This window comes from Paenibacillus sp. FW507-14B1B (assembly GCF_058781425.1).
In genome coordinates this window covers 301,025-326,478 of the sequence record NZ_JBYSWS010000005.1, presented here as the reverse complement: position 1 = coordinate 326,478, position 25,454 = coordinate 301,025, and the positions used below count along the sequence as shown (strand labels likewise).

The window sequence follows — 25,454 nt, the reverse complement described above, 5'->3', positions numbered from 1 at the left end:
TTAAAAAGTTCTGAGTGAGGACATAGAAGTTAAGATCCGGACATAGGAAGATTATCCCTGCGTAGGTACAATTATTATAACACAGAACACATCCTACACGGTTCGACATTTGAAGGGAGAAAGAGAGATATGTCCAATTTGAATGGAGAGAATAGTCAAGCAGGCTTGAACATTCAACTTCCCAAGAAATATCCTAAGCGTTCGAATTTGAAGAGGAATTTGAAGAAAACACTGCCGCTGCATCTCTTGATATTACCAGCCCTTGTGCTTACTATTCTGTTTCAATATGTGCCCATGTTCGGACTTGTTATTGCTTTTCAGGATTATAAGCCGTGGCTCGGATTCTTTGGATCTGAATGGGTAGGCTTATCGCATTTTCGCGAACTTTTCCTATTCGATGATACCGTAAGTGTGATATGGAACACCTTTATTATTGCGGTACTGAAAATATCCATTGGAATGGTCTTTCCCATTGTGTTTGCCCTATTACTCAATGAAGTTCGAAATATGGGACTCAAACGCTCGATTCAGACCCTTGTCTATCTGCCGCACTTTCTATCTTGGGTTATCCTCGGCGGGATCCTCATCGATATTCTGTCAATCAACGGCGGATTGATCAATCAGATTCTACAGTACTTCGGGATTCAGCCTATATTCTTCCTTGGGGATGGTAACTGGTTCCGGTTTACGCTCGTGATCAGTGATATATGGAAAGAGTTCGGCTTTAGTGCCATCGTCTACCTTGCAGCCATTGCCGGGATCAATCCTTCTATTTATGAGGCAGCTGAGGTTGATGGTGCTTCAAGGCTGAAGCAGGTACTGAATGTTACCCTGCCTGGCATGCTTCCCATCATCGTGGTCATCGGAACACTGCAGCTAGGAAACATCCTGAATGCCGGATTTGACCAAGTGTTTAACCTATACAATCCGCTGGTCTATGGAAAAGGAGACATTATCGACACGTTTGTATATCGTAACGCTTTACTAGAAGGTAATTTCAGCTTCGCGACCGCAATTGGATTGTTTAAATCCGTCATTAGCTTTGCTTTGGTGGTTTATTCCTATCGGTTAGCTTACAAATATGCCAATTACCGAATCTGGTAGGAGAAGGAGAGAGCGATATGTACTATAAAAGTAAGGGCTACCGAATTTTTAGCGTAATGAATTCAACATTTCTCATTATCTTGGCGTTACTATGTATTTTTCCGATGATTCATATCTTGGCTGTTTCTTTTAGCGGACGAGGAGCGGCTAACGCCAATATTGTGGGATTATGGCCTATAGATTTCACACTGGAGTCTTATGATAAGACACTTAATAATATTAATTTTGTTCGTTCATTCTTTGTATCCATTCTGCGTACCGTACTCGGAACAGCTATAGGTATGAGCTTGATTATTGCTGCGGGATATGCTCTTTCTAAGGAATATCATTATTTTAAAAGTCGGAACTACTACATCTGGATCTTTGTATTCACGATGATGTTTAACGGCGGCTTGGTACCTACATATCTATTAATATCTAACCTTAATCTTGTGAATACGATCTGGGCTTTGGTGCTTCCTGGAGCCGTGGGCGTATACAATATGATCCTTATGATGAATTTCTTCAAAGCTATTCCAAAAGAACTTGAAGAAGCCGCTTATCTGGATGGAGCCGGTATTTTCTCAACATTATGGCGTGTGTATCTACCTGTATCTATGCCTGCGATCGCTACGATTGGATTATTCACGCTCGTGTGGCAGTGGAACTCTTGGTTTGATGGTCTTATCTATCTGACAGATTCGAAAAAATACCCGATGGCTACTTATTTGCAGACGGTAGTGGTTCAGCAGGACTTTAGCAAGATTAGCTTAGATCCAAGAGACTTAGAGAACTTGTCTCAACGGACCGTGAAAGCGGCACAGATCTTTATTGCGGCATTCCCGATTTTGGCGGTGTATCCATTTCTGCAAAAGTATTTTGTGAAAGGTATCGTATTAGGAGCAGTTAAGGAGTAAGGAGGGGAACTATAATGAAAAAGGTGATTGAAGTTGATCGGTTTGTTCCTGTGACCGGTAAGATATCTGCGGTGAAGCAAATGGATCTGTACCACGTTCAGGCAGGAAAAGATGGCGGAGTGCTTCGCTTAGAAACGCCAGAAATAGAGTGGGCAGATTATAAATACCTGCAATTCGATCTGTATCATGAATCTCATGATGTCTTGGTTGTTGTTGTGAACTTTGAAGAAGCAGAACAGAATGGGAGCTGCAAGCAGATTGAAGTTCATGTGGGATCATTGCCTTATGTGAAGACAAGGATATGCTTGCCATTAGCCGTTGTGAATGGACAGAAGCTCTTTCTGAAGCGGTTCCCGGGAATGATGCAATGCGTTCTAAGAGGCGATGATTCGATAGATCAAGCGAAGATTCAGGCAATATCATTATCAAGTATTCCTTCGGTGAACGACAGAGAATGGAGTATGGGCAGCATCTATTTGAGTCAAGAACCGCTTGAGCAGATGCTTGAACACCTTCCTTATATTGATTCGATGGGACAATGCCAGCTTAAGAACTGGCCTGAGAAAATGCAGTCTGAACAAGAAATGATCTCTCTTCTACAGAAGGAACGAAATGATATGCCCCCATTCTATGAGAACGGATATGGAGGGTGGAAGAGTCTTCAGTTCGAATCCACGGGATTCTTCCGCACGCAGGTTGATAAGAAGAGATGGTGGCTCGTTGATCCCGATGGGTATGCATTATTTAGCGTGGGTATGGATTGTGTCCGCCCTCATAGTGAAACTTCTTATGAACAAGTGAGTCATCTATTCCCGAAACAGCTAGAGGCAAGTGGCGTATTTCAAGACGCTGTTTCGAATCAGGGGTATGATTTTGCGGTTGCCAATTTAATAAAGGCATTCGGTGCAGCATGGAAAGAAGAATGGTCAGCGCTTACGAAGCACAGGCTTATCGATTGGGGATTTAATACGATTGGAAACTGGTCAGACCCTGAATTTATGAAGGATGCTCAAATGCCGTTTGTGTATCCGATGGACAATTATCCTTCAACAGAGCATGTAGTATACCGTGATTTCCCAGATGTATTCTGCGAAACGTATGAACAGCGTGCAGAGATATTTGCTGAACAGCTCCTGACACTGTGTGATAATCGTTATATGGTCGGTTATTTTATGCGGAATGAACCACACTGGGCATTCGTTGACGATCTATGTCTTAGTGAAATGCTGTTAAAGAATTCTGCCCCGCTGAAAAGCAAGCAGCATATGATAGCATGGCTTCGGGATCGTTACGGAAGTATCGATGAATTGAACAAGGCATGGGGGAGCGAGTACAACAGCTTTGATCAAATTCTCATGACCGCTTATGATGTTCTACGCAAACCGGAGGTTCGGGAAGTCCTGCAACAGTTTGATCGGATCATGATTCGTCGTTATGTTGAAATTCCAGCATTAGCATGCAGGAAGGCAGCTCCGAACCATTTGAATCTAGGGATGAGGTATGCATTCATTTCTAGACCAGAGATCCTCGAAGGCTGTGAATATTTCGATGTCTTCTCCTTAAATGCCTATCAATTAAAACCGGATGAAGAGCTGGTTCAGTTGATATCTGATCAATTGAACATGCCGGTGATGATTGGCGAGTTCCATTTTGGCGCGACCGATGTAGGAATGCTTGCGAGTGGCATCCGTGCTTTCTCTACCCAAGAGGAGCGGGGACAAGCTTATCGCTATTATGTCGAACAGGCCGCAGCCAACCCGAATATCATTGGGGTTCATTATTTTCAGTGGAATGATCAGCCGGTTCTTGGCCGATTCGATGGAGAGAACTATCAGATCGGGGTAGTGGATGTTTGCCAGCAGCCATATTGGCCTTTTGTGTCGCACATGATAAAAGCACATGATAACATCTACAACGTCAGAAGTGGTATGCAGGCACCATATTCAGATGTACCAAGGGAGATACCGAAAACAGGGTTCTAACTTTCAGGAAACGATACCCCTGACATTCGCATCATGCGGATGTCAGGTTTTTTTGTTCCTATCAACCATTCGGATCTCTGGTAAATCAACAGCAATATCGGTATACTGTTCATGCATCCGTGAAGACTCTATTGATGTGATCATCATAGGATGAATAAGAATCCTTGCGTTGCGATAAAGGAAAAGGGAGTACAATCATGAACAATTATAAATTGACGATTCAATATGATGGTGGGCGTTATAAAGGGTGGCAGCGGCTAGGAGATAGTGAGAATACCGTTCAAGGGAAAATTGAGAATGCCATTTCCGTCATGATCGGTGGGGAAGTTGAAATCATAGGTTCGAGCAGAACCGATGCGGGGGTTCATGCGTTAGCGCAGGTGGCGAATTTCAAGATCAGTGATCAGCTGCCTGAATCAAAAATTATGAATTTCTTGAATCACTATTTACCTCCGGACATTAGCATTACAGAAGTTGTACAGGTGGATGATCGTTTTCATGTCAGATACAACGCCAAGGATAAAACCTATATTTATAAGATCTGGAATGAAGCATACAGCCATCCCTTCATGCGTAAGTACAGTATGCATGTTGCGAAAAAGCTGGATATTGAACTTATGAAACAGGCAGCTCAGCATTTTATCGGTGAACATGATTTCACAGCGTATTCCAATGCGAAGTCGAAGAAGAAAGATTCGGTACGTACCATCAACGCACTAGATATCGAAGAGAAGGACGGTTTTATCCAGTTCCGAGTAAACGGTAATGGCTTTCTGTATAATATGGTTCGGAAAATAGTGGGTACGTTGATTGATGTAGGACTAGGCGACAAGAAACCAGAAGCCATCCCTGCGATTATAGAATCGAAGGAGCGTTCACAAACGGGTGGCATGGCTGATGCATGTGGGCTTTATTTAGAGAAAATCCAGTTTTAGAGATAGCGTACTCATGATAAAAGGAGTTGTCTCCTAAGAAGATTTCTTACTTAGGAAGAACTCCTTATTTTTTTGCCTAATTCGACATTTAGGCAAGTCGCAAGCGATTTTTTGTGTGCTTCTCGTTCTCTTCTAGTAGAGAAATTTTCCGGCTGGAAAAGGGCGATTGCTTAGAGATGTATAAAAAATATGGTGGAATATGCACGAAGCAGCGGAGGGGACGAAGCGTTTCCGGACAAGCGGCAGCGGTCGCCTAAAAGCTTTTCAAAGAAAAGCTCACATCGGAAGCATAGCCTTTGTGTTCCAATTTCTTCAATTGATAAGACCAGTTCAAGGAAATTGGAACACAACAGCGATGGGAGGAATGATTCGTATGCGTAGCGTTCTATGCTATATGTTCTCTTAGGATTACGCTTGCTGTCGATACTCAATTGGAGTCAGGCCACAGTGCTTTTTGAACACTTGAGAGAAGTAAGAGAAGTTCGAATACCCCACCTTGGATGCGATGATGTGAACAGGTATATGTGTGCTCGTTAGAAGCGACTTCGAAATTTCCATCTTTCGTGAGACGATAAAGTCATTCAGAGATATCCCCATCTCTTTCTTAAATAAACGGGATAAATATTCCGGATTGAGATAGATGGCTTCGGCGACTTCCGCCCGACTGAAATTCTTCTCGATATTCTGATTGATATACTCAATGGCCCGCTCAATCGGTGATTGGGTGCTGTGTGTCCCCATCGCATGCTCCTGGACATAATCCAGTGTGAAATTGACCAGTTCGATCATCTTGTCGAGCGAGGTATAAGCCTGAATATAATCAGCGTAGGGGTATTGCTCGAAGAAGATTTCATTCACCTCTAGCTTCATCTGGTTAGCTGCTGTCAAAAAGATTTGGATGAAATCCTGATGAAATCGAGCTAGAAATTCAGCAGACATGATCCCAAGCTGCTTCTGCTGGAGAAGGTAGCTATTAATCTGATCGCGAACGGTTTTACTGCTACCATGACAGATGAGCATGGACCAGTTCTGCATGTCCGGAAACGAGAAGGAGCTGTCTTTTATCTCCTTTAGATGCTGCATCGTAAAGACCTTGCTATATAAAGCAACATTCTGCTGACGCATATGGCAAAGGGCCTTGTAGTGCAGCTTAAGTTTATCGGGATGTCCGATATCGGAGATGTAGCAGGCGACAGAATAGCCTAACTCATTCTGAATCATATCTATAAATTGAGTGAATAGTTCTGTAATAGGGACGTCGAATAGGCCCTCGACATACAGAAGAGCTAGATAGTTCACTCGATCCAACTGCACGAATAATAAGTTAAGGTGGTAAGGCTCAATGAGCTTTGTCAGTACATGTCTCAGTTCGTACTTAACCGGCTCCTTGTTCGAGCTCGTCCGTTGGATCAAGATGGAACAGAACTGCGCATGGGGAGAAACGGAAAAATTAACATTGCTTAAATCTCGGAGCAGCTGCTGTGGTTGCTTACCTGGATCAAGCATGAAGCTACGGACGCAGTTTTCCAGTAGAAACTCTTCATTTTGTCGCCAATAAGCGCCATATTCATAGATTTGCTGTCTTTGAGTATTGGCATGAATTTTATGAATTGCACGCTCAATCGAAGCTTGTATGTCCTCATATCTAGCAGGTTGAAGAATATAATCGAAGCAGCCTAATTGAATGGCTTCTTGCGCATATTCGAATTCAGAATAAGAAGACAGGAAGATACATTCGGTGGCAGGATACTGAGCTTTTACCCACTTAAACAATTCCAGTCCATTCTCCAGCGGCATTTCGATGTCACACAGCATGATATGTATTTGATTCGTATGTAGTATAGCTCTTGCTTCGTCAGGGCCATAGGTGGGGTATACATGATCTACATGCAGTTCCTGCCAGTTCACGCCTGCAATCACACCTTGTACTACATCGTATTGATCATCCACGACTAGAACGTTCATTCCATTTCCTCCCTGTCCCTTACTCTTGAATTAATTGGTAGAATGATCTCGGAAACGGCTCCCTTATCGTTATTGAAAAAGGCAAGCATCGCTCGTTCTCCATACAGCAAGGATAAACGGTGACGTACGTTGCTAATTCCAATATGTATATCTGTATAGAAGCTACTTTCTCCGTAATTAAGCTCATGCAGAATTGAATCCATAAATCCATCGCCGTTATCTTGGATGGTAATGTCCGCATAATCGCCATCATCGCTCTGTAGCAGAATGACCTTGATCTCAATGTGAAGCTGTTCATTCGGTTTCATCGCATACTTCACACTGTTCTCAACGAAGGCCTGAATGGATAGGGGCGGTATAATGAAATCCTCAAGTGCACTATCGATACTGCATTCACATTTCGGAGGAATATGATGGCCAATTTGCTGAATGCGTATGTAGTTTAGAACATGTTCGACTTCTTGATGAAGAGATACAAGTTGTAAGTTATCCTTGAAATTGTAGCGAAGGTGACTGGATATCGCTAGAATCATATGCTGTATTCGCTCATAGCTTTGCTGTTGTGCCATCCCATACAAGCTCTTCAAGCAGTTAAGGAAGAAGTGGGGGCGAATTTGCAATTGCAAATGCTGAAGTTCTGCTTTTTGCCGCTCAATCTCATGTTCGTAAGCGACAATCTTTAATTGATTGATCTGATTATTCATATCGTTAAAGGTAGAATCTACTTGTTTGAACTCTTCAATATAATATTCTTCTTTCAGCTCCTGGGAAGAACCTTTACCGATACTCGTCATTAGACGATGCCAAGGTGAGAGGAGTGAACGATTGAAGAAGAATAAACTGATTGTGACAAGCATGATGGTGAATAAGGATAAAGTGAATAATAAAGCGAGACCACCTTTGAATACACTAGGCTTCGGAACGGCGAAGAACAATTGCACATCCGTGTTTGGTATGGGTTGTCCAACAAGGATGAAATTCTCGTTGTTTTGCTTCAGGCGGATCTGGTGATCTGCAATAAACTGTTTGTTCGTTAGAGGCATATCTTGATTATTAGCGTAAATGACCTCGGTCCCTTTTTGGACAAGATCCATCGAATGGATCTGATCAAAATCCACCATGACAGCCGCGTATGTACCATTTTTTCCGAGCAGTCTGAACAGATAGGCTTTCCCTTCAACTTCGTATGATAACCAACCATTATAGTAGTGATTCTCGTAAGCAAAGGTTAAGGTTCGCATATGCTGCCGGATCGCTTCTTTAACTTCATAGCTGTAGCCATTACTGAATATGTCACGATACGTGTCATTGACCGCACTATAGATGAAGAAGGCATTAGCTATCTCATAAGAGTTCAGCGCCGTATTGAATTGGGTCATGATCTCATGAGACGCTACATGTGCCTTGATAGAGCTAACAGGACTATTTAGGGTGAGATAGTTGTAATCGCTTACGGCAACGTTAGATAAGAATTTATCAACGGCATCTAGATCCGTTTGCATATTTTTAGCGTACAGGGCAAAAGATTGCTCGTTTGATTCGACAAATTTTGCATTGAAGGCATAATAAGAATAGAAGTTAAACACAAGTAGCATCCCGATTAAAGGGAATGTGATTAGTAATAACGCACGAAATACATTCATCTTAAATGAAGCACTGTACTTTCTTATCATCTGTCGTCACCTTAACCCAAAATTTGTTTAAATCATATTATAGCATGAGGACTACTGAACTAGGTTGAAGAATTTTATCACTTCACATTAATGAAGATTTTGATTCGAAAAAAAGGACAATAGGCAGGCAAGGAAATAAATCCTTGCTGCACTGTTTGTCCTTTTTTTAGTGTGAGAACTACCGAAGGCTTAGCCTTTGACCGCTCCTACGGTTATTCCTTTTACAAAATATCGTTGGAAGAAAGGATATACGACCATGATCGGTAAAGCACCGACCACGGCGATAGCCATCTTAATCCCTACGCTTGGCATGGTAGCGGCAATCTCACTCGCATTACTACCAGCACCACCGCTTGCTAGGAAGCGTACATCCTGCAGCATCGTATTCAGCATGTTCTGAACGCTGAATAAGCTCTGATCCGTTAGGTAATACAGACCGTTTCTCCAATCGTTCCAGTAGTTGAGTCCGATGAGGAGAGATAGCGTAGCAACCATCGGGAGGGACATGGGGAGAACGATGCGGAAGAGAATACGAAATTCTCCTGCCCCATCCATTCTTCCGGCTTCAATGACCTCATCGGGTATGGTTGTCGCAAAGTAAGTACGCATCATAATTACATAGAAGGCATTGAGCAATAGTGCAGGGATGATCAAAGCCCAGATCGTATTATCGATGTTTAAATAGCGGGTCCACATGATGTAGGTAGGTACTAGTCCGCCGTTAAATAGCATCGTAAAAAAGACGAAGAAAGCGAATTTCCCACGATGAGGCAAGTCTCTTCTTGAAAGAGGGTATGCCAGCAATATTGTGAGCAGCAAGCTACTAACGGTACCGACAACCGTTACGATAACGGTGATGCTGTAAGCTCGCAGTATAGTATCGATTTTTTGGAACATGTACGCATAGCTTTCCAAACTGAATTTTTCAGGGAACAAAGAGTACCCGTTACGAATCAGGATGCTTTCATCTGTAAAGGAAGAAACGACTAGCAGTACAAACGGAAACAAGCAGAATAGCATCAACAAAAACATGAAGATATTCGCTATGACCTGAAAGGCTCTACCATTATCAACCATTTTCGATTCTCCTTTGCGTCAGAATAGCGCGTTCTCTTTGCTGTATTTAATAACGAGTCGATTCGCGATATAGACGAGTGTAAAGCCGACCAGGGATTGATACACACCCGCGGCAGAAGACATGCCGACATCGTTCAATTTGATCAAACCACGATAAACATACGTGTCGATCGTATTCGTAACATCATACAATGGACCGGAATCCATAGGAACTTGGTAGAACAGGCCGAAGTCGGAGTAGAAGATCGTACCGATCGCAAGCAGCACGAGCGTAATCATCGTCGGCTTTAGCGCTGGTAAGGTGATATGTACGATCTGTTTCCAGCGGTTGGCCCCATCAATAACAGCAGCTTCGTAGTAACCGCGATCGATGCCGACGACCGTCGCATAGTAGATAATACAACTGTATCCAACGGTCTTCCATAGATGCACTATGGTTAGAATATAAGGCCAATATTTCGGTTGTGTATACCAAGAGATACCTTCTAGACCGAGAGGCTCTAGAATGGAGTGATTCACAAATCCAGACTCGGAGCTGAATAGAGCGAATACGAGATAACTCACGACGACCATCGAAATCAGGTAGGGGAGCAGGATAATGGTCTGATAGCTCTTTTTCCAGAACTTCGAGCGAATTTCATTCAAGATAATAGCGATCGCAACGGCAATCAAAGTGCCGAGGATAATAAACGCAAGGTTATATCCTAAGGTGTTCCGTGTAATGATCCATGCTTCTTTTGTCTTGAAGAGGTATTCGAAATTGCTCAAGCCTGCGAATGGACTGTCGATAATGCCCTTATTCCAGTTAATATGTTTAAACGCGATGATGATACCAGCCATTGGAATATAGTTATTGATAAGCAGGTAAATGAGGCCGGGAATCATCATGATGTACATGGGAATAAAACGTTTATGTTTGTTCTTAAATCCAGCTCTTTTTACCTTAGGTGCTGCCATGATTGCCATTCTCCTTTCAGCTTATAGTGGAGATGCTGCGTTACTTGTTTTTAGCAGCCCACTGATCAAGCTGGGATTGCTTCTCAGCAATAATGTCATCAATACCAGCATCTTTCAGTTCCTTCTGGAAGATTGGCAATGTTGTTTCAGGGTCAAGTACACCAGCCATCAAGGCGTCATGGTATTTAGCAACGACGTTAGAAGTCGCTGTAACCTGATTCCGTACACGGCTTGAATCAAAGGTGAATCCATATGCCGCAGAGCGAGTTGCTGTATTGTTAAAGTCCTTCTGAATTTCCCAGTAATCTGCTGGGTTACCGTTCCATACGTGACCGATGGTTTGGTTCGGCCAGATCCAACCACCACCAGGAGGATATCCGCTATTTGTAGCATCTAAACCTTCTGGGTAATCGATAATGGATTGTCCATTTGCAGCCTCACCAACAGCTACATAGTGCTTATCTTTAATACCATAAATTAAGAGGTTCATAATATCAGGATCTGTATACATCAGATTAAGTAATTTCATAGCGGCTTCTGGGTTTTTCGTACCATTGCTGATTGCCCAAGTCGCCATCTGTACATCAGAAGTCGTTGTATAAGCAGGAACGATTTCTGATACAACAATCTCTGTAGCGTAGTTTCTTGTTTCTTGAACATCGAATCCAGGCTTCAAGTTGGCGAATCCACCAAATGCGCTGCCTGCTTTCATCATCGTGCCGGTATTTTCGGTGTTATTAATTGCATCTTTCATGATTAGACCGGAGTTATACCATTTATTCGTGCGTGTAATAAACTCTTTGTAGAAGTCTGTTTCATACAAATTGACAACCTTAAGTTCCTTACCGTAGTCCATCAATACGCCGAGGTTCGTCATGTCGTCACCGAGTGGATCCCAGCCCCAGTTACGAACCAGCTCGCCATTTGGTGGTACAACAGGAATAACGCCAGGTTCATTCTCGTGGATAATGGTGAGAGCTTCCTCCAACTGATCCAGTGTCTTAATGTTGGCATAATCGATGTTGTATTTATCAGCCAAGTCTTTTCTCATCTCAAAACCGTAGGCCTTAGCAAGGTCACGACCTGTTGTAATCCCGTAGATGTCATCACCTACACGTCCGCTTTCAATGTACTGTGGCCCGATCTCCTTCACGAGATCTTGACCGTACTTCTCTAGCAAATCGTCAAGTGGAAGGATTTGACCGTTGTTAGCAACGGTAGCCAGTGGCGTCATATATATAGGTAGCAGATCCACGCCTTTACCAGATGACAACATCATTGTCGTCTGCTGTACATAGTTTCCGTAAGAAATGTATGTAAGGTCCATCTCAATATTTAGCTTTTCTCTTGTGATTTCGTTAACGGCATTAACGATCTCAGCCGTATCCGCCTTGTTCGAGGCCATCATGACCACGTTCAGTTTCACAAGTTCTTTCTCTTTCAGATCTCCAGTAGCAGCTTCTCCCGTGGTGCCAGTGTTCGGATCGGTATCTTTGCTTCCACAAGCCGTAAGGATGGAAAGCGCCATTACCATGACTAGTAGGCATGATAGCATTCGTTTCATTTTTCGATAACACCCTTCCCCAAATTAGAATCTTGTTTTATATCTTAGCAAACTAGCTGAATGCATATCTGTAAAAATAATGTCGTAAATATATTGAAAAAATGACTTGTTGTCTTGGAATGAACATCGGATCCTGAGCGTCGTGCTATGATGGTGCTGAAAATTATGCCATGAACATAACATTGGAAAAGAGGCGAAAAGAAGGCATGACAAATTTGAAGGTAGCATTACAACTATATACTCTGCGCGATTATGATCAGGAAGATTTCGCTGCAAAGCTCAGCAAAGTAAGCGAAGCTGGCTATGACGGTGTTGAATTTGCGGGGTTCGCTGATATTCCAGCTGAAGAGATGAAGGCAATGCTGCAGAAGGCCGACCTGAAAGCAATGGGAAGCCATACACCTATGGATGAACTGCTAGGGAATCTGGATGAGGTGATTGCTTACAATACAGTGATTGGTTCCTCCTATATCGTGATCCCTTACTATAAGATCGAATCGATGGAAGACGTACATAGTTTAATCGCGATCGTGAAGGAGATCGGACCAAAGATCAAAGCTGCTGGAATGGACCTTCTGTATCATAACCATTACCATGAGTTCGTGAATGAGTTTGGTGACAAGCCAATCTTAGAGATGCTGCGAGAAGCAACAACAGAAGAAGAATTCAACTTTGAAATCGATATGTTCTGGACAACGCATGCGGATCGTGAGCCTGTCGAGGTTATGAATAGTTTCGGTTCGCGCTGCAAGACGGTTCACGTGAAGGATATGATAAACAAAGCAGACAAAGAGATGACAGAAGTAGGAACGGGCCTGCTTGATCTAAGAGGTATTATCAAGACGGCGAAATCTTCGGGGTATGCGTGGGTTGTTGTGGAACAGGATAGGATCAAGATGGATGGCTATGAGAGTGTTAAACTTTCGCTGGGCAATGTGAAAGCTATGATGGCAAGCGTATAAATTTTTTAACGTATAATTGAATACACCCCTTAGCATAGAGCTAGGGGGTGCATTTTTATGTTCTCTGTAAAAAATGAATAAACTTTTTTAAACCTTGTGGTTGTTGTTTTCTTTGCTTAATTATGAAATCTATCTTGATCGTTTCAGACAATTCTTCATATTGAATGGATTGCATTTCTTTTCGATTGTAAGCCACGTCTGCTGGTATGATACTGATGCCTAGTCCATCTTGAACTGCTTGTAAAATGGATTCAAGCGAATCAAACTCCATAATAGCCGGATCATGTAATTCATTTTCCTTAGAATAATCCAGTATTTTAATTCTGTAGATACAATTAGGATCGCTGTTAACAATCAACGTTTGATCATGTTGCTTATTATTAAGTTGAACATCTTTAGGTGAAATAAGTATGATTTTCTCGAAATAACTATAAATAATTTCGAACTGTGAGTAATTATAAGTTCCATTTATAAAAACGCCATCAACTTCTCCGTAGAAAAGCATTTCTTGTAGTTTTTGCTTATCACTCGTCCGTACTTTTACATCAATGTGTTTATGTTCTCTTAAAAAAGAAGAAAACAGCTGAGGGATTTTAACTGCAGAAATGGTTTGAGAGGCACCTATTATTAATGAGTCTCTCCATTTATTAGGGTTAAGTACTGACTTTGCTTCATCCATTAAAAGTATGATTTGATTTGTATACTCCAGTAAGACGGTTCCTTCCTCTGTTAATGATACCCCTCTATTGTTACGCGTAAATATTCGGACACCTAATTCATCTTCCAAACTTTTAATTCGCTGACTGACATTTGGTTGTACATAACCTAATTTCTCAGCAGCTTTAGATACCGATTGTAGCTCTGCAACATGTTTAAAAATCCACAAATCATGACTTTCCAAGAAGAACAGTCCTCTCCTGGATATCATTTAAAATGATACCGCCCTTATTATTAAGAATTATACTCTTCAGAGGCTTAAAAATATAATGGAGCATATAAAATCAAAACCAAGTGAGGGATGAAATTAGAATGAGATTACGAGATAAAGTTGTCATAATAACCGGCGGAGGCACTGGAGTGGGGAGAGCAACAGCTTTGAGACTAGATGCTGAAGGTGCGAAGGTTGTTGTTAATTATAGTCGATCTGAACAAGAAGCTGATGAGGTTGTCAACGCGATTACACAGAACGGCGGAACAGCAATCGCTTATAAAGCGAATGTAGCGATAGAAAAAGAGGTTAATGATTTAGTATCCTATACTGTTAAGTCTTTTGGGACGGTGGATGGTTTAGTAAACAATGCGAGTATTACAGCTCAGATCCCCATGGACGACTTAGACGCCGTAACAGATGAAGTATGGGATTCCCTGTTCAGTGTTAATGTGAAAGGGATGTTTCATTGCGTAAAATCAGTTGTCCCTTATATGAAGAAGCAACAATTGGGCGTCATTGTTAATGTGGGCAGTGTGGCAGGAATGACGGGAATAGGATCATCTATACCATATGCAGCAACAAAATCAGCCATTCACACGATGACAAGGTCATTAGCTATCGCACTAGCACCTTATATTAGAGTGAATAGTATATCTCCTGGTGCCGTTGATACCAGGTGGTGGTCAGGTAATGAAGAGAAGATGTATCAACTTGCGGGAAACTTACCGCTTAAGAGAATTTCAACACCAGACGATATTGCGGATGGTATTCTTTTTCAACTGACTCAAGAATCCATCACGGGCCAAGTCTTCACGATTGATAATGGTCAAACCCTTTAAGTATATAGAAACACCCCCTCTTATTTGATTACTCAAGGGGGCGTTTGTTGAGCAGCTACTCCTATGAATGAGAGCCGATTGACGTACTTTCGTAACGTTCCAGTGCCTTTGAGGAAGATTCGAGCATCCTTCTCTTCAAGTAGTCACCCTGGGTGATCCGCACACGCTTCCCAAGAAAGCGGATTTTGGAGAGGAGATACTCTGATTCGTCACTAAGCAAGGTAATTCTCACACTATACAGATCATTCTCCGCATCGTAATCTACGTTTTTCTCGAAGCTAGAGAGAGCGTAAAGAATTCTAGACAGCTCCCGGTTGTAATTTCGGACCACTTCAATGACAATTTCGATCTGACGCGATTCGAGTTGCCGATTTATCTTCCGAACTATTTCATCGGCTTGGGATGGGAGGATGCTCTCTTCCGATACAGAAATAATGGTGTGAAGACGGGACCTCATGAAGTTGTGTTGTTGTAAATGGTACCAGAGCAAATACCATTCTCGTTTGACCATCGAGTATTCCAGTTTATAAGGGAAACCCGATTGTTCCGAATGTATGCGTCCGTTCTTGATCCCGTAGGTTAAACAAATTCCGTTCTTATTCATGATCATACGGGATAAAGGACGTAGAAGCGGATGATATACTTGCTTCTCCAAACTCCGAGCTTTTTCAATTAAATGATCGGAGGTATCCATCACTTCATCTGGCTCCAGAATTGAGTTTAATTTGGTTAAAGTATCCGCTGTGAAAGCAACAGTTGCTGCCGGATGATTCAACATGGTCTTAAGCCAAGATCTTTCGTGTGAGCTAATCATGAACGTTCCCGAATCCTCTAGACGGGAGACGATCTGGTAGTTAAAAATCTTCTCAAACAGATTCATAGTAGGACTGAATCTCCTTCCATTCAGCAATCATGTCATGGCGGAGCGATGCGGGGGCAAGCACCTCACAGCTGGAACCGAAGCTCCTTAGCCATGGCTTGATCTCGGTTGTTCCATTCACGATGATTTCATAGATGAAGCATTCATCGTCTTCATGAACGATCTTTCCCCATTGCCCTTGCAGTCGAACCCGTTCTTTGATGAAGTTGGATTGCGTATGTTCTGGATTGTAGAACCGGACCCGTACGGTTACCGGCCTGCCGGTATCAATCAGCCAGCTATATTGGATTTTCTCCTCAAGCTCATTTTTCTTCCATTTAAAAAATACTTCCGTTACTTCCTCATCCTCTTCGATCTGGGTGATTCCTTCCATACGGAATTTTCGGATTCCCTCTCTACTATACGAGAGTAAATACCATCGTCCGTACTGATGATCGTAGATGACCTTGAGCGGCAGCGTTTTTTCTAATTTCCCCTTCGTTTCTCGTTCAAACAATGGATTCGTATTCATAGAGGCATAGCTCTTCTCCGACTTAGGTGAGAAATACAGGAAGCGGACTTTACGGCGATGCCGGATAGCGTGCAGGAGCGTGAACAAATGCGATTCATCCAGTATCCGTGAGTAATAATGGTACTTATATAAGAAGGGCTCGGTAACGAACTTCTCAGGATGGTCCCGAAATAAATGCTTCTTAAGTCCATCACGCAGTAGATAGCCTTGAACAGAAGGAACCTGCGTGTTCGCCATCACATCGATAAAATGGTATAGATCAAGTAGCTCCTGCTCCGACAATTGCTGGACCAAGTCGTTCTGAATGCGGTACCGATAAGGACGAGTCCCGGGTTCCTTCTTGATGACACCAACCTCCTCCAGATATTTAAGATCTGAGCGAATCGTTTTCTCATCAGGGAGGGGCAGGTCTTGTTCAATTCCACCACAGCAAATCTCCATAAGCTCCATCGCAGTCAAGGGCTGTTCATTCATGGCTCCTAGAAGCAATGACAAGCGCTGACTTTCGGATTCTTTGACGGATTTGGCACGATATAAAAATAACAGCATCGGATCGCTGGAGTCATAGTAGTTGAATCGAAGCGTCTCGGCAAATTCCTTGCTCTGTTCCTGAGGTAACTGTTGGTACATCGAGTTCACGATTCCTTTAAGCCGCCTGATGGTTTTATCGAAGGTGTGGACGGAGATACCCAATCGCTCCGCATATTGTTGTCTGTTGAATGCACCACTTGTGAGTACAAGCATGCGCAGGAATTGGATCTCTTTATCAAAGCTCTCTTTGGCCATCACAATTCACCGTCCCCATAAAACGTTTGTTATCATTGTAACAGGGGAGAGATATGGGTGAAACGGAAACATTTTCCCGTGTCGTCATACTTACGCCATGTTCGTGCGACCATAAATAAGCGATTATAGAATTACGAAGCTTGCACCGCTGAAGTGATTGGCAAGTATAGACATAATAATGAAGGTGAGGTTGACGCTCATGTACGATACCCAGCAACAGATCATCGAAGAATTGAACGCTATTGAAAGGGAAGAACAGGTCCGAATCCTATACGCTTGTGAATCGGGTAGCCGCGCATGGGGATTCCCATCCAAAGACAGTGATTATGATGTGAGATTTATATATATTAGACCGCTAGATTGGTATCTATCGATTGATGAAAAGCGGGATGTCATTGAACGGCCGATCAGCAACATGCTTGATATCAACGGATGGGATTTGAAAAAAGCATTGAAACTGTTTCGCAAATCAAATCCACCACTGCACGAGTGGTTGCAATCCCCGATTCAGTATATGGAGAACTATTCGGTAGCAGAGCGCATCCGTCATATCTCACCGCTCAGTTTTTCGCCTAAATCATGTATGTATCACTATTTGCACATGGCAAAGGGGAATTATCGTGATTATCTTCAGGGAGAGCAAGTAAAGATCAAAAAGTATTTCTATGTGCTTCGTCCGATTCTGGCCTGCGAATGGATCGAGAAATACAATAGTATGCCGCCGATTGACTTTCAGACTCTTCTCAGTGCCTTAGTACCTGAGGGCAGTGAGCTCAAGGGAGTTATTATGGAACTGTTAGTCCGCAAAATAGCAGGTGATGAACTGGATTATGAACCAAGAATCAATCCGATCAATGAATTTTTAGAGACGAAAATAACTTATTATGAACAGATCGCACATGGCTTACGGGATGCTGATGGAAGACTGAATGATCAACTTGATGAGTTATTCCGTACAGCATTGAAGGAAGTATGGGGTTCAGAGAAATAAACACATGAATTACAGGAGTTGAAACGAATGGCTTATCAAAATATAGACGGTGTACGTGTCTGGGGTAAACCCGACGAAGGTGCACTTGTCCAAGCGAGAATGTGCACACAGACAGGAAATGTCGTTCAAACGCTGCTGATGGCGGATCATCACAAAGGATATAGTCAGCCGATCGGTGGTGTCGTTGTTTATGACGGGCAAATCTCTCCATCAGGTGTAGGTTACGATATTGCTTGCGGGAATAAAGCGGTGCGGACATTGCTGCATGTGGATGACGTAAAACCTAGAATAGGTAAACTAATGGACGAAATTGCACGCAAAATTTCCTTCGGGGTGGGACGCGTCAATAATCAAAAGGTCGACCATGATCTGTTTGATGATCCGGACTGGGATGTATATAAAGCCGTTGGCGGGCAGGAGCACGATAAATTAAAGGCGCTTGCTCGTGATCAGCTAGGGACTGTTGGCAGTGGTAATCATTATGTTGATCTGTTCGAAGAAGTAGGGACAGGGAGAGTGTGGATTGGGAATCATTTCGGAAGCAGGGGATTCGGACATAAGACGGCAAGCGGGTTCATGAATCTGATGGCTGGAAGAGCGTTTCTTGCGAATGCCCCTGGTGAGAAGATGGATCAGCCTCCCCTATTGCTGGACCTGAGTAGTGATCTCGGCGATATGTACTATCGTGCGATGAAACTGGCGGGAAGGTATGCATATGCCGGACGGGATTATGTGATGGAGGAAGTCTTATCGATCCTAGGAACCGAAGCGGACTTTGAAGTACACAACCATCATAACTATGCTTGGAAAGAGATGCATAACGGGAAGGAAGTTATAGTTGTCCGAAAAGGAGCAACCCCGTCTACACCAGGGCAGTTAGGTTTTATCGGTGGTAGTATGGGTGACATCTCTGTCATCGTTGAGGGTAAGGATACGGCTGAGAACCTGGAGGCTTACTACAGTACGGTTCACGGGGCTGGGCGTATCATGAGCCGGACGCAGGCTGCAGGCAAAATGAATTGGAAGACTCGCGCCCGTAGCGGCGGGCAGATTTCCAGAGCGCAGATGCTTGAGGCTATACGGGATTTTGGCGTTGAGCTACGGGGTGCAGGAACGGACGAGAGTCCGTTCGTGTATCGGAAGCTGCAAGAAGTGCTGGATGCTCACGAGGAGACTATCGACGTCAAGCATGTTCTAAAACCAATAGGAGTATGTATGGCGGGCGCGGATGAGTTTGATCCGTATAAGGATTGATACCGAATGAACTCCGAGTAAGGGATAGAGTCATCAGATTGATATCTGAGCTCTATCCCTTATTGCTGTTCTTCATGCAGGAAAGATCCCTCCATGTAGAGAACTTTTCTTCTTAGACGTAGCAATCCTACACAACATCATTAGAACATAGAAGACAACTAACTTTTGCTGGGGATTGGTCATGAAACGCATTCGTAGACAAAAGGAGAGCTGGGGTCATGAAGAAGCTGAGCATTGACGGTCAACGGATTGTGAACGAGGATGGCTCGCATGTCATCTTAAGTGGAGTAAATCTTGTATGCAAAAGTAAAGCGCTCGGCTATGTTGAACCGTGTGATGAAAGTCTGTTTGAGTGGTTTCAGCAGCAGGGCTTTAATGTCATTCGCTTAGGTCTGATCTGGGATGGGGTGGAACCAGAGCCAGGTCATTATGATGATGCCTACTTGGGTAGAATCAAACAGCAGGTTCGATGGGCAGCGCAGCACCAAATCTACGTTTATCTAGATATGCATCAGGATCTCTATAGTCAGCAATTTGGGGATGGCGCACCAGAATGGGCTACGCTAACCGATGATCTGCCACATGTGACAGGTGATATGTGGAGTGATGCTTATCTCTCAAGCCCTGCTGTGAATCGTGCGTTAGATCATTTTTGGCAGAATACGCCTGCTGTAGATGGGATTGGTTTACAGGATCATTATGCAGCGATGTGGAAGCATGTGGCTTCCTATTTCGCAGATTGCCCCAATATCATTGGATATGACATGATGAATGAGCCTTACCCAGGAAGTAGCGGACAGCAAGTGTTCGGAGCCATGATCGCTGCGTATGCTCAGAACGTCATGGGAATGAATGAAGTGGATATGGATCAGCTGGCTGCACTGTGGTTTGGTGAGGAGAAGAAACAGGAGATTCTGCATGGTATGGCGGCTATGGACATCTATCGTGTGTTGATGGAACATGCACAGGAAACTGCGCAAGCGTTCGACAGGGAGGTTATTACGCCATTCTTCAATATAATTGCGGAATCGATTCGCACAGTGGACCCGGATGGCTTCTTGATGCTGGAAACGAATTATTTTACGAATATGGGCGTGGAGTCTGGACTTGAACTTGTACAGAATTCCGATGGAACGATCGCGCATCATCAGGTATACACTCCTCATGGCTATGATCTCGTTGTAGATACGGATCACTACGAAATTTATAACCAGGAGCGTGTGGACTTCATCTTTGCGACCCACCGCAAGGTGCAGAATCGTCTAAATGTACCGGTGCTAATCGGCGAGTGGGGGGCTTTTAACGGGAATCCGGCCACTTATGAATTAACGAAGGCTGTAAACACGATTTTTGAACAATATTTATGGAGTAACACGTTCTGGTGCTGGTTTGAAGGCTTTCAGAACACTCCCTTCGCCAAGGCACTTAGACGTGGATTCCCGCACACGACGGGCGGTGTGCTCTCCGGTTATCAGTATGACTACGATACGGAGACGATAAAAGTCGAGTATATATCCAGTGGAGGAGAGACGCTGATCTATCATCCACTTGCAGCATTAATTCGTGCTGAGGATGTAAGGGTTCAAGGTGCTAGGGCAGTATGCCAAATTGAGCTGCGACCGTACCCGAATTCGGAGAGTGGCTTAATTATGGTCAGAACTGAGAAGGGTGAAAGGATTATTACCGTTGTAGCCGGCTCATCTCGATGAAGAGCCGGCGATACAATGTATTGAATTAGTGATAAACGAAGGGATAGGATTCGGAGACATTCCGAGTTCTATCCCTTTTGCTTGGTTAACTTAAAATGGAGATTCTACGTCAAACTCAGTGGCTACATCAGTTAGAATGGCCTGATGCTCTACGCTGATTGGAATGCCGCTAGTGAGCCAATCTCGTTCACGTTCAGATTCTAGTACGCCAGGAAGTGTGGCTCTGTCATAACCAGGCATGGGCTGCATTTCACTTGTGATCTTCATATATGTATCCATCTCGTGTTTGAAATGGTCTGGTTGTATAAACCGGCCAATATCCAGTGCGATAATTAGCGAGCCTTGATTAGCGCCAACATATTCTTTTCCCTCGTCGTTTCTCTTAAGCGGAATGCCTGCTAAGAATCCACCGAGAGCCTGGCACATAAAGCCGAGTCCCATGTTGCGGAATACAAGGCCGGGTGCGAGCTTAAACAACTGGTCCACATGGGGGGCTTCTGGGAAAATGTCTAGCGTCGCGCCGAAATCGAGTACCATAGGTACCTCACTGCCGGACGGAACTGCAAAGGACATAGGCGAGCCGCCAGCGGCTTTCATAATGGAGTCCTCTGCTTTCAAATCCAGCTGATGTCCCGAAGTCACATATCCAATGAGCCCTTGTTCCGCAAGCATACGTGAATAAATACCGGCTGCACCAATGTGACCATGATTTCGTGTGACAGCTGCAGCGATACCTTGGTGGCGGCAGCGTTCTACAATCTCCTGAACGGCACGATGTACTGCAAAATATCCAAGTCCACCATCTCCATCGACGACAATGGTTGCAGGCGCTTCATTTACGGTACGGACTTGTGGATTCGGGTGAATCAAGCCGTCCCGCATAATACGGGCGTAAGTTGCGATCTGCACAGAACCGTGGCTGAATACGCCCCGAAGATCGTTCATAACGAGCATATCTGCTAGAAACTCAGATCGTTCATGAGACATGCCGGCCTTCTGGGCAATCGATGTGATTAGTTCACGGAGCTTTTCAGGTAAGATGCGAATACCGTCTTTGGGTTCCACGTTCATCTTCGAGTCCCTCCCCAACCATGATTTGCACTAGCTAAAATAGTTACAACATCATATCATTCTTCAGTTGCTTATCTAATTCCTCTCTATGTATTACCCACATCTTGCAAAAGAGGTAAAAATACGCACCCGGAAGTAAAAGTAGGAGGATAGTATATGTTGTAAACAGCTTATAAGATATAACCGTCCCATAAAAATAAAGCGCTTTCTTTTGGGGTGGTGTAGAAATATACGGCTTGGATTAACCGATAAAAGGAGAGTGAGAAGCTGACGGGTATCCCTCATACAGCAGCAAGATGCATCTGGAAACGTATGTGTTTGATTTTTCAAATTTGAAAGTGAAAAAAAGGAGGTTCATATGATGTTTAAGAAGAGTTCTTTTCTATTACTAGCCATTTCAATCGTGCTTACTACGCTGCCGTTTCAATTTGGAATGAGTCCAAATGTTGTCGAAGCATCTGAATCCTCGGGTCTTGTATTTAGGTCAGACAATCAGAGGATCTCAGCCAGCTACTATACGAACTTAAACGATAGAATCAATGCGTTGAAGGGGCTGGATGAAGGGACGATCATTGTTCGATTCAGGTATACCGGAAACTCCCCAATCATGTCATTATTTTCGCTTAGCAACAAGACGTTGCCGGATAGTCATTTTCATCTCTACGTTTCTCCTACTGCGATTGGGAGTGAGAACCGATATACGGATGCCAGTTTGAATAAAGTTAATACGCATGTCAAAAGCGACTCTATTCATATAAAAGCGGGTGAAGTACACACAGTTGCCATGGTGATGAGCAAGGCGGAGGGGTACAAATATTATGTAGATGGTACCTTGGTTAAGCAGGACACCTCTTCACCAAGAGTATTTCTGAATACGATTCAAAACCCGAACAGTGCTCAGTTGGGTCGGACCGAGAGATCCGCCGGCGGTAATACCTATCCATTTACCGGAGATATTGATTTCGCAGAAGTGTATAACGTACCGCTTGACCATCAGACGCTCATCCATACGACGGGACAAACAACTGCAGAACCGATTATCAACCCAATGCCGGCAGGCGCTGAAATCACAACCCCACAATCTATTTTCTATTCCGGGTTTATGAACTCGAACAATTATCGCATTCCGGCATTGTTGTATACCAAGAGTGGTACGCTGATCGCCGGGATTGACCGAAGAGTTCCAAATGGCGGTGATTCTCCCAACAATATTGATGCGGTCATCCGCAGAAGCTTTGACCAAGGCAGTACTTGGGAGAATAACGGCATTGTCATTAATGATTACCCGGATTCCGCCTCAAACATTGATCTGGAGTTGTTGCAGGATCAGAGTACAGGCCGGGTATTTGCGCTCGTAGATGCGTTCCCGCATGGCGCAGGTCTCATGGGAGGATTCGGTAATAATGCTTATAAAGGGACTGGATTCAAGACCATAAACGGTAAGAAATATATGTTCTTGAAGGACAGCTCAGGTAATGAGTACACCATTCGAGAGAATGGGAAGGTGTATAATGCTGCGGGTGTATTGACCGCTTATACGGTTGACATGAAACGCAATCTATATCAGAACGGGGTGAAGGTAAATAATATTTTCAGTGCAACCTCACCACTGAAGCCGTATAAGACAGCATATCTTGAACTTTATTACAGTGATAATGAGGGAGCAACATGGACGGGCCCGATTGATCTGAATGATGATGTGAAGGAAGAGTGGATGATTTTTCTTGGAACAGGTCCGGGAAATGGCATCCAGATGACGCAGGGTGAACATGCTGGAAGACTTGTATTTCCAGTGTATTTCCTGAATGACAATAACAAGCAGGCAAGTGCCGTTATCTATAGTGATGATCAGGGTGAAACCTGGCATCGCGGTGAGTCACCCAATGAAGGACGGGATGTTGGAGGCGGCAATGTGATTTATGAGAAGAACTTTACGAGTTCTTCCCATGAGATTACAGAATCCCAAGTAGTGGAGATGCCAGATGGGCAGCTGAAGCTATTCATGAGAAACTACTCCGGTTATGCGCAAATTGCTACGAGCTTTGATGGGGGACAGACTTGGGATGCTGCGGTTGTCACAGACCAAGCTCTGGTTGCAGCATACTGTCAGATGACGGCGATTCGGTATAACGGACAGATTGACGGGAAAGAGGCTGTTATTTTTGCAAGTCCGGCTAATTCCTCAAGCCGGATTAACGGTACAGTCAAAGTCGGTCTGATTGAGCCGGATGGAATGTATGCCAATGGCAGAACGAAGTATCGATTGGATTGGAAATATTCACAGCTTGTGAAGGAAGGTTACTATGCGTATTCCAGTCTAGCTAACCTTTCGAATGGAAACATCGGTCTATTTTATGAAGGTACGGCAAACACAGATATGAGCTTCACTAGATTTAATGTCGATTATCTGAAGTGGCAGAGAAATGGGGCTACCCCATCCCCAGTGCTTGAATCCATTACGCTCGATACACCTCAGCCATCTAACTATGCTACGGGGGACCCGGTGCGTATCAAGGCTATATTTGATCATTATGTGATGCTTATGGGAACCAAAAGTCTTGTGGGGTCGATTGGTGGTGTCAATATGACGTTCCCGTTAATCAGCCAAAACAGTGAAGGGACGGAATTCATATTTGAAGGTGCGTTTCCAGATTTACCTCAAGGAACACATGACTTAACGGCAGGGTTTGATGCAAGTTCATCAATTTATAATGTGTACGGTAATCTTTTGAACTCGGGAGTTACTGTGTCAGGTACATTATCCAATACGGCTGTATTCGCGCAGCCTGTTGTTACGACTTCTTTAAATCAGGTCTTTAATGGAACGAGTGATTATGTGGATCTAACAAGCGAATTACCTGCTGTAAAGGATTTGTCGCAAGGAACGATCTACGCTCAGTTCAAATTAACGGATAGCGGTAATGCAAGGTCAATCGTGAGTCTGTCCAATGCCTCCGAGGATGCTTCGAACCTAACCATTGCCATCAATAGCGGGAAGTTGCATGTTGAAGCGAGGGAATCGGCCGCTTATACTTCGAGTCGGACCTATATGCTGAACTATACCAGCCCAAGCGGAGTAACGTACAACGATGGCAATTGGCATAAGGTGGCCGTGAGTGTAGATGGTACATCGACGGTGATTTATGTGGACGGGCAGAAAATCGCAGAAACGACGGGTTTTCATTTTGCCAGTGCCGTTCCGGGCTTAAATACCTTTCTTATTGGAGCGAATCGTGATTTCAAGGCCTCTCCAGAATGGTACTTCAAGGGTGATCTAGGGAAGGTCGAGGTGTATGATACCAAATTGAATGAAACCATCCTGAGCCAGATGACATCGATCCATTAATTCATTCGAATGTATATGAGG

At 43.7% G+C, this 25,454-nt stretch carries 20 protein-coding genes; 11 read left to right on the top strand and 9 right to left on the bottom strand.

Annotation, left to right across the window (positions count from 1 at the left end):
* Positions 1–129 precede the first annotated feature (129 nt).
* From AC3WJJ_RS22655 to AC3WJJ_RS22635, 5 genes are all read left to right on the top strand, one after another.
* Entirely contained in the window at positions 130–1,104 is a 975-nt protein-coding gene (locus AC3WJJ_RS22655) for an ABC transporter permease (protein ID WP_492544007.1), read from the top strand.
* Between the two features lie 17 nt (positions 1,105–1,121).
* Positions 1,122–2,000, top strand: coding sequence for a carbohydrate ABC transporter permease (locus tag AC3WJJ_RS22650; protein WP_492544005.1), 879 nt, complete (start codon positions 1,122–1,124; stop codon positions 1,998–2,000).
* A 14-nt stretch (positions 2,001–2,014) separates the two neighbouring features.
* Entirely contained in the window at positions 2,015–3,982 is a 1,968-nt protein-coding gene (locus AC3WJJ_RS22645; RefSeq protein WP_492544003.1) for a beta-galactosidase, read from the top strand.
* Between the two features lie 197 nt (positions 3,983–4,179).
* On the top strand, positions 4,180–4,917 hold the full coding sequence (truA, locus tag AC3WJJ_RS22640; RefSeq protein ID WP_492544001.1) for a tRNA pseudouridine(38-40) synthase TruA: 738 nt from the start codon (positions 4,180–4,182) through the stop codon (positions 4,915–4,917).
* 199 nt (positions 4,918–5,116) lie between these two features.
* Positions 5,117–5,323: a hypothetical protein gene (locus tag AC3WJJ_RS22635; RefSeq protein WP_492543999.1), complete on the top strand. Its 207-nt coding sequence runs from the start codon at positions 5,117–5,119 to the stop codon at positions 5,321–5,323.
* Positions 5,324–5,325: 2 nt separating this feature from the next.
* Here the strand turns inward: AC3WJJ_RS22635 and AC3WJJ_RS22630 are convergent, their stop codons facing one another.
* From AC3WJJ_RS22630 to AC3WJJ_RS22610, 5 genes are all read right to left on the bottom strand, one after another.
* The gene (locus AC3WJJ_RS22630) at positions 5,326–6,882 is read right to left on the bottom strand and encodes a response regulator transcription factor (RefSeq protein ID WP_492543997.1); all 1,557 of its coding nucleotides are present in this window, start codon (positions 6,880–6,882) and stop codon (positions 5,326–5,328) included.
* Complete coding sequence (locus AC3WJJ_RS22625) at positions 6,879–8,555, bottom strand: sensor histidine kinase (RefSeq protein ID WP_492543995.1); 1,677 nt, start codon at positions 8,553–8,555, stop codon at positions 6,879–6,881. The genes AC3WJJ_RS22630 and AC3WJJ_RS22625 overlap by 4 nt, the downstream gene beginning before the upstream one ends.
* Positions 8,556–8,744: 189 nt before the next feature.
* Complete coding sequence (locus AC3WJJ_RS22620; protein ID WP_422659907.1) at positions 8,745–9,632, bottom strand: carbohydrate ABC transporter permease; 888 nt, start codon at positions 9,630–9,632, stop codon at positions 8,745–8,747.
* Between the two features lie 18 nt (positions 9,633–9,650).
* A complete protein-coding gene (locus AC3WJJ_RS22615; RefSeq protein ID WP_422659908.1) occupies positions 9,651–10,589 on the bottom strand; it encodes an ABC transporter permease in 939 nt (312 codons plus the stop codon).
* Positions 10,590–10,629: 40 nt separating this feature from the next.
* Positions 10,630–12,153 (bottom strand): ABC transporter substrate-binding protein, encoded by a 1,524-nt coding sequence (locus AC3WJJ_RS22610; protein WP_492543992.1) that lies wholly within the window; start codon positions 12,151–12,153, stop codon positions 10,630–10,632.
* A gap of 206 nt (positions 12,154–12,359) precedes the next feature.
* On the opposite strand from AC3WJJ_RS22610, the gene AC3WJJ_RS22605 reads away from it, so the two are divergent.
* Positions 12,360–13,115, top strand: coding sequence for a sugar phosphate isomerase/epimerase family protein (locus AC3WJJ_RS22605; protein WP_492543990.1), 756 nt, complete (start codon positions 12,360–12,362; stop codon positions 13,113–13,115).
* A gap of 55 nt (positions 13,116–13,170) precedes the next feature.
* Here AC3WJJ_RS22605 and AC3WJJ_RS22600 read toward each other — a convergent pair whose 3' ends face one another.
* Complete coding sequence (locus tag AC3WJJ_RS22600; RefSeq protein ID WP_492543988.1) at positions 13,171–14,016, bottom strand: LysR family transcriptional regulator; 846 nt, start codon at positions 14,014–14,016, stop codon at positions 13,171–13,173.
* A gap of 128 nt (positions 14,017–14,144) precedes the next feature.
* Between AC3WJJ_RS22600 and AC3WJJ_RS22595 the strand changes: the two genes are divergently transcribed.
* The gene (locus AC3WJJ_RS22595; protein ID WP_492543986.1) at positions 14,145–14,885 is read left to right on the top strand and encodes an SDR family NAD(P)-dependent oxidoreductase; all 741 of its coding nucleotides are present in this window, start codon (positions 14,145–14,147) and stop codon (positions 14,883–14,885) included.
* A gap of 61 nt (positions 14,886–14,946) precedes the next feature.
* Here AC3WJJ_RS22595 and AC3WJJ_RS22590 read toward each other — a convergent pair whose 3' ends face one another.
* Both AC3WJJ_RS22590 and AC3WJJ_RS22585 read right to left on the bottom strand, forming a co-directional pair.
* Entirely contained in the window at positions 14,947–15,765 is an 819-nt protein-coding gene (locus AC3WJJ_RS22590) for a WYL domain-containing protein (protein WP_492543984.1), read from the bottom strand.
* Complete coding sequence (locus AC3WJJ_RS22585) at positions 15,752–17,062, bottom strand: helix-turn-helix transcriptional regulator (protein ID WP_492543982.1); 1,311 nt, start codon at positions 17,060–17,062, stop codon at positions 15,752–15,754. The genes AC3WJJ_RS22590 and AC3WJJ_RS22585 overlap by 14 nt, the downstream gene beginning before the upstream one ends.
* Positions 17,063–17,261: 199 nt before the next feature.
* On the opposite strand from AC3WJJ_RS22585, the gene AC3WJJ_RS22580 reads away from it, so the two are divergent.
* From AC3WJJ_RS22580 to AC3WJJ_RS22570, 3 genes are all read left to right on the top strand, one after another.
* Entirely contained in the window at positions 17,262–18,053 is a 792-nt protein-coding gene (locus AC3WJJ_RS22580) for a nucleotidyltransferase domain-containing protein (RefSeq protein WP_492544062.1), read from the top strand.
* 27 nt (positions 18,054–18,080) lie between these two features.
* Positions 18,081–19,307 (top strand): RtcB family protein, encoded by a 1,227-nt coding sequence (locus AC3WJJ_RS22575; protein ID WP_492543980.1) that lies wholly within the window; start codon positions 18,081–18,083, stop codon positions 19,305–19,307.
* 218 nt (positions 19,308–19,525) lie between these two features.
* Positions 19,526–21,016: a glycoside hydrolase family 5 protein gene (locus tag AC3WJJ_RS22570; RefSeq protein WP_492543978.1), complete on the top strand. Its 1,491-nt coding sequence runs from the start codon at positions 19,526–19,528 to the stop codon at positions 21,014–21,016.
* Positions 21,017–21,106: 90 nt separating this feature from the next.
* Here the strand turns inward: AC3WJJ_RS22570 and AC3WJJ_RS22565 are convergent, their stop codons facing one another.
* Complete coding sequence (locus AC3WJJ_RS22565; protein ID WP_492543976.1) at positions 21,107–22,087, bottom strand: Ldh family oxidoreductase; 981 nt, start codon at positions 22,085–22,087, stop codon at positions 21,107–21,109.
* Between the two features lie 361 nt (positions 22,088–22,448).
* On the opposite strand from AC3WJJ_RS22565, the gene AC3WJJ_RS22560 reads away from it, so the two are divergent.
* The gene (locus AC3WJJ_RS22560) at positions 22,449–25,433 is read left to right on the top strand and encodes a sialidase domain-containing protein (RefSeq protein WP_492543973.1); all 2,985 of its coding nucleotides are present in this window, start codon (positions 22,449–22,451) and stop codon (positions 25,431–25,433) included.
* Positions 25,434–25,454: the final 21 nt, after the last annotated feature.

Coding starts and splice junctions, on each gene's coding strand:
- AC3WJJ_RS22655 (WP_492544007.1), top strand. CDS start 130: ATGTCCAATTTGAATGGAGAGAATAGTCAAGCAGGCTTGAACATTCAA.
- AC3WJJ_RS22650 (WP_492544005.1), top strand. CDS start 1,122: ATGTACTATAAAAGTAAGGGCTACCGAATTTTTAGCGTAATGAATTCA.
- AC3WJJ_RS22645 (WP_492544003.1), top strand. CDS start 2,015: ATGAAAAAGGTGATTGAAGTTGATCGGTTTGTTCCTGTGACCGGTAAG.
- truA (WP_492544001.1), top strand. CDS start 4,180: ATGAACAATTATAAATTGACGATTCAATATGATGGTGGGCGTTATAAA.
- AC3WJJ_RS22635 (WP_492543999.1), top strand. CDS start 5,117: ATGCACGAAGCAGCGGAGGGGACGAAGCGTTTCCGGACAAGCGGCAGC.
- AC3WJJ_RS22630 (WP_492543997.1), bottom strand. CDS start 6,882: ATGAACGTTCTAGTCGTGGATGATCAATACGATGTAGTACAAGGTGTG.
- AC3WJJ_RS22625 (WP_492543995.1), bottom strand. CDS start 8,555: ATGATAAGAAAGTACAGTGCTTCATTTAAGATGAATGTATTTCGTGCG.
- AC3WJJ_RS22620 (WP_422659907.1), bottom strand. CDS start 9,632: ATGGTTGATAATGGTAGAGCCTTTCAGGTCATAGCGAATATCTTCATG.
- AC3WJJ_RS22615 (WP_422659908.1), bottom strand. CDS start 10,589: ATGGCAGCACCTAAGGTAAAAAGAGCTGGATTTAAGAACAAACATAAA.
- AC3WJJ_RS22610 (WP_492543992.1), bottom strand. CDS start 12,153: ATGAAACGAATGCTATCATGCCTACTAGTCATGGTAATGGCGCTTTCC.
- AC3WJJ_RS22605 (WP_492543990.1), top strand. CDS start 12,360: ATGACAAATTTGAAGGTAGCATTACAACTATATACTCTGCGCGATTAT.
- AC3WJJ_RS22595 (WP_492543986.1), top strand. CDS start 14,145: ATGAGATTACGAGATAAAGTTGTCATAATAACCGGCGGAGGCACTGGA.
- AC3WJJ_RS22590 (WP_492543984.1), bottom strand. CDS start 15,765: ATGAATCTGTTTGAGAAGATTTTTAACTACCAGATCGTCTCCCGTCTA.
- AC3WJJ_RS22585 (WP_492543982.1), bottom strand. CDS start 17,062: ATGGCCAAAGAGAGCTTTGATAAAGAGATCCAATTCCTGCGCATGCTT.
- AC3WJJ_RS22580 (WP_492544062.1), top strand. CDS start 17,262: ATGTACGATACCCAGCAACAGATCATCGAAGAATTGAACGCTATTGAA.
- AC3WJJ_RS22575 (WP_492543980.1), top strand. CDS start 18,081: ATGGCTTATCAAAATATAGACGGTGTACGTGTCTGGGGTAAACCCGAC.
- AC3WJJ_RS22570 (WP_492543978.1), top strand. CDS start 19,526: ATGAAGAAGCTGAGCATTGACGGTCAACGGATTGTGAACGAGGATGGC.
- AC3WJJ_RS22565 (WP_492543976.1), bottom strand. CDS start 22,087: ATGAACGTGGAACCCAAAGACGGTATTCGCATCTTACCTGAAAAGCTC.
- AC3WJJ_RS22560 (WP_492543973.1), top strand. CDS start 22,449: ATGTTTAAGAAGAGTTCTTTTCTATTACTAGCCATTTCAATCGTGCTT.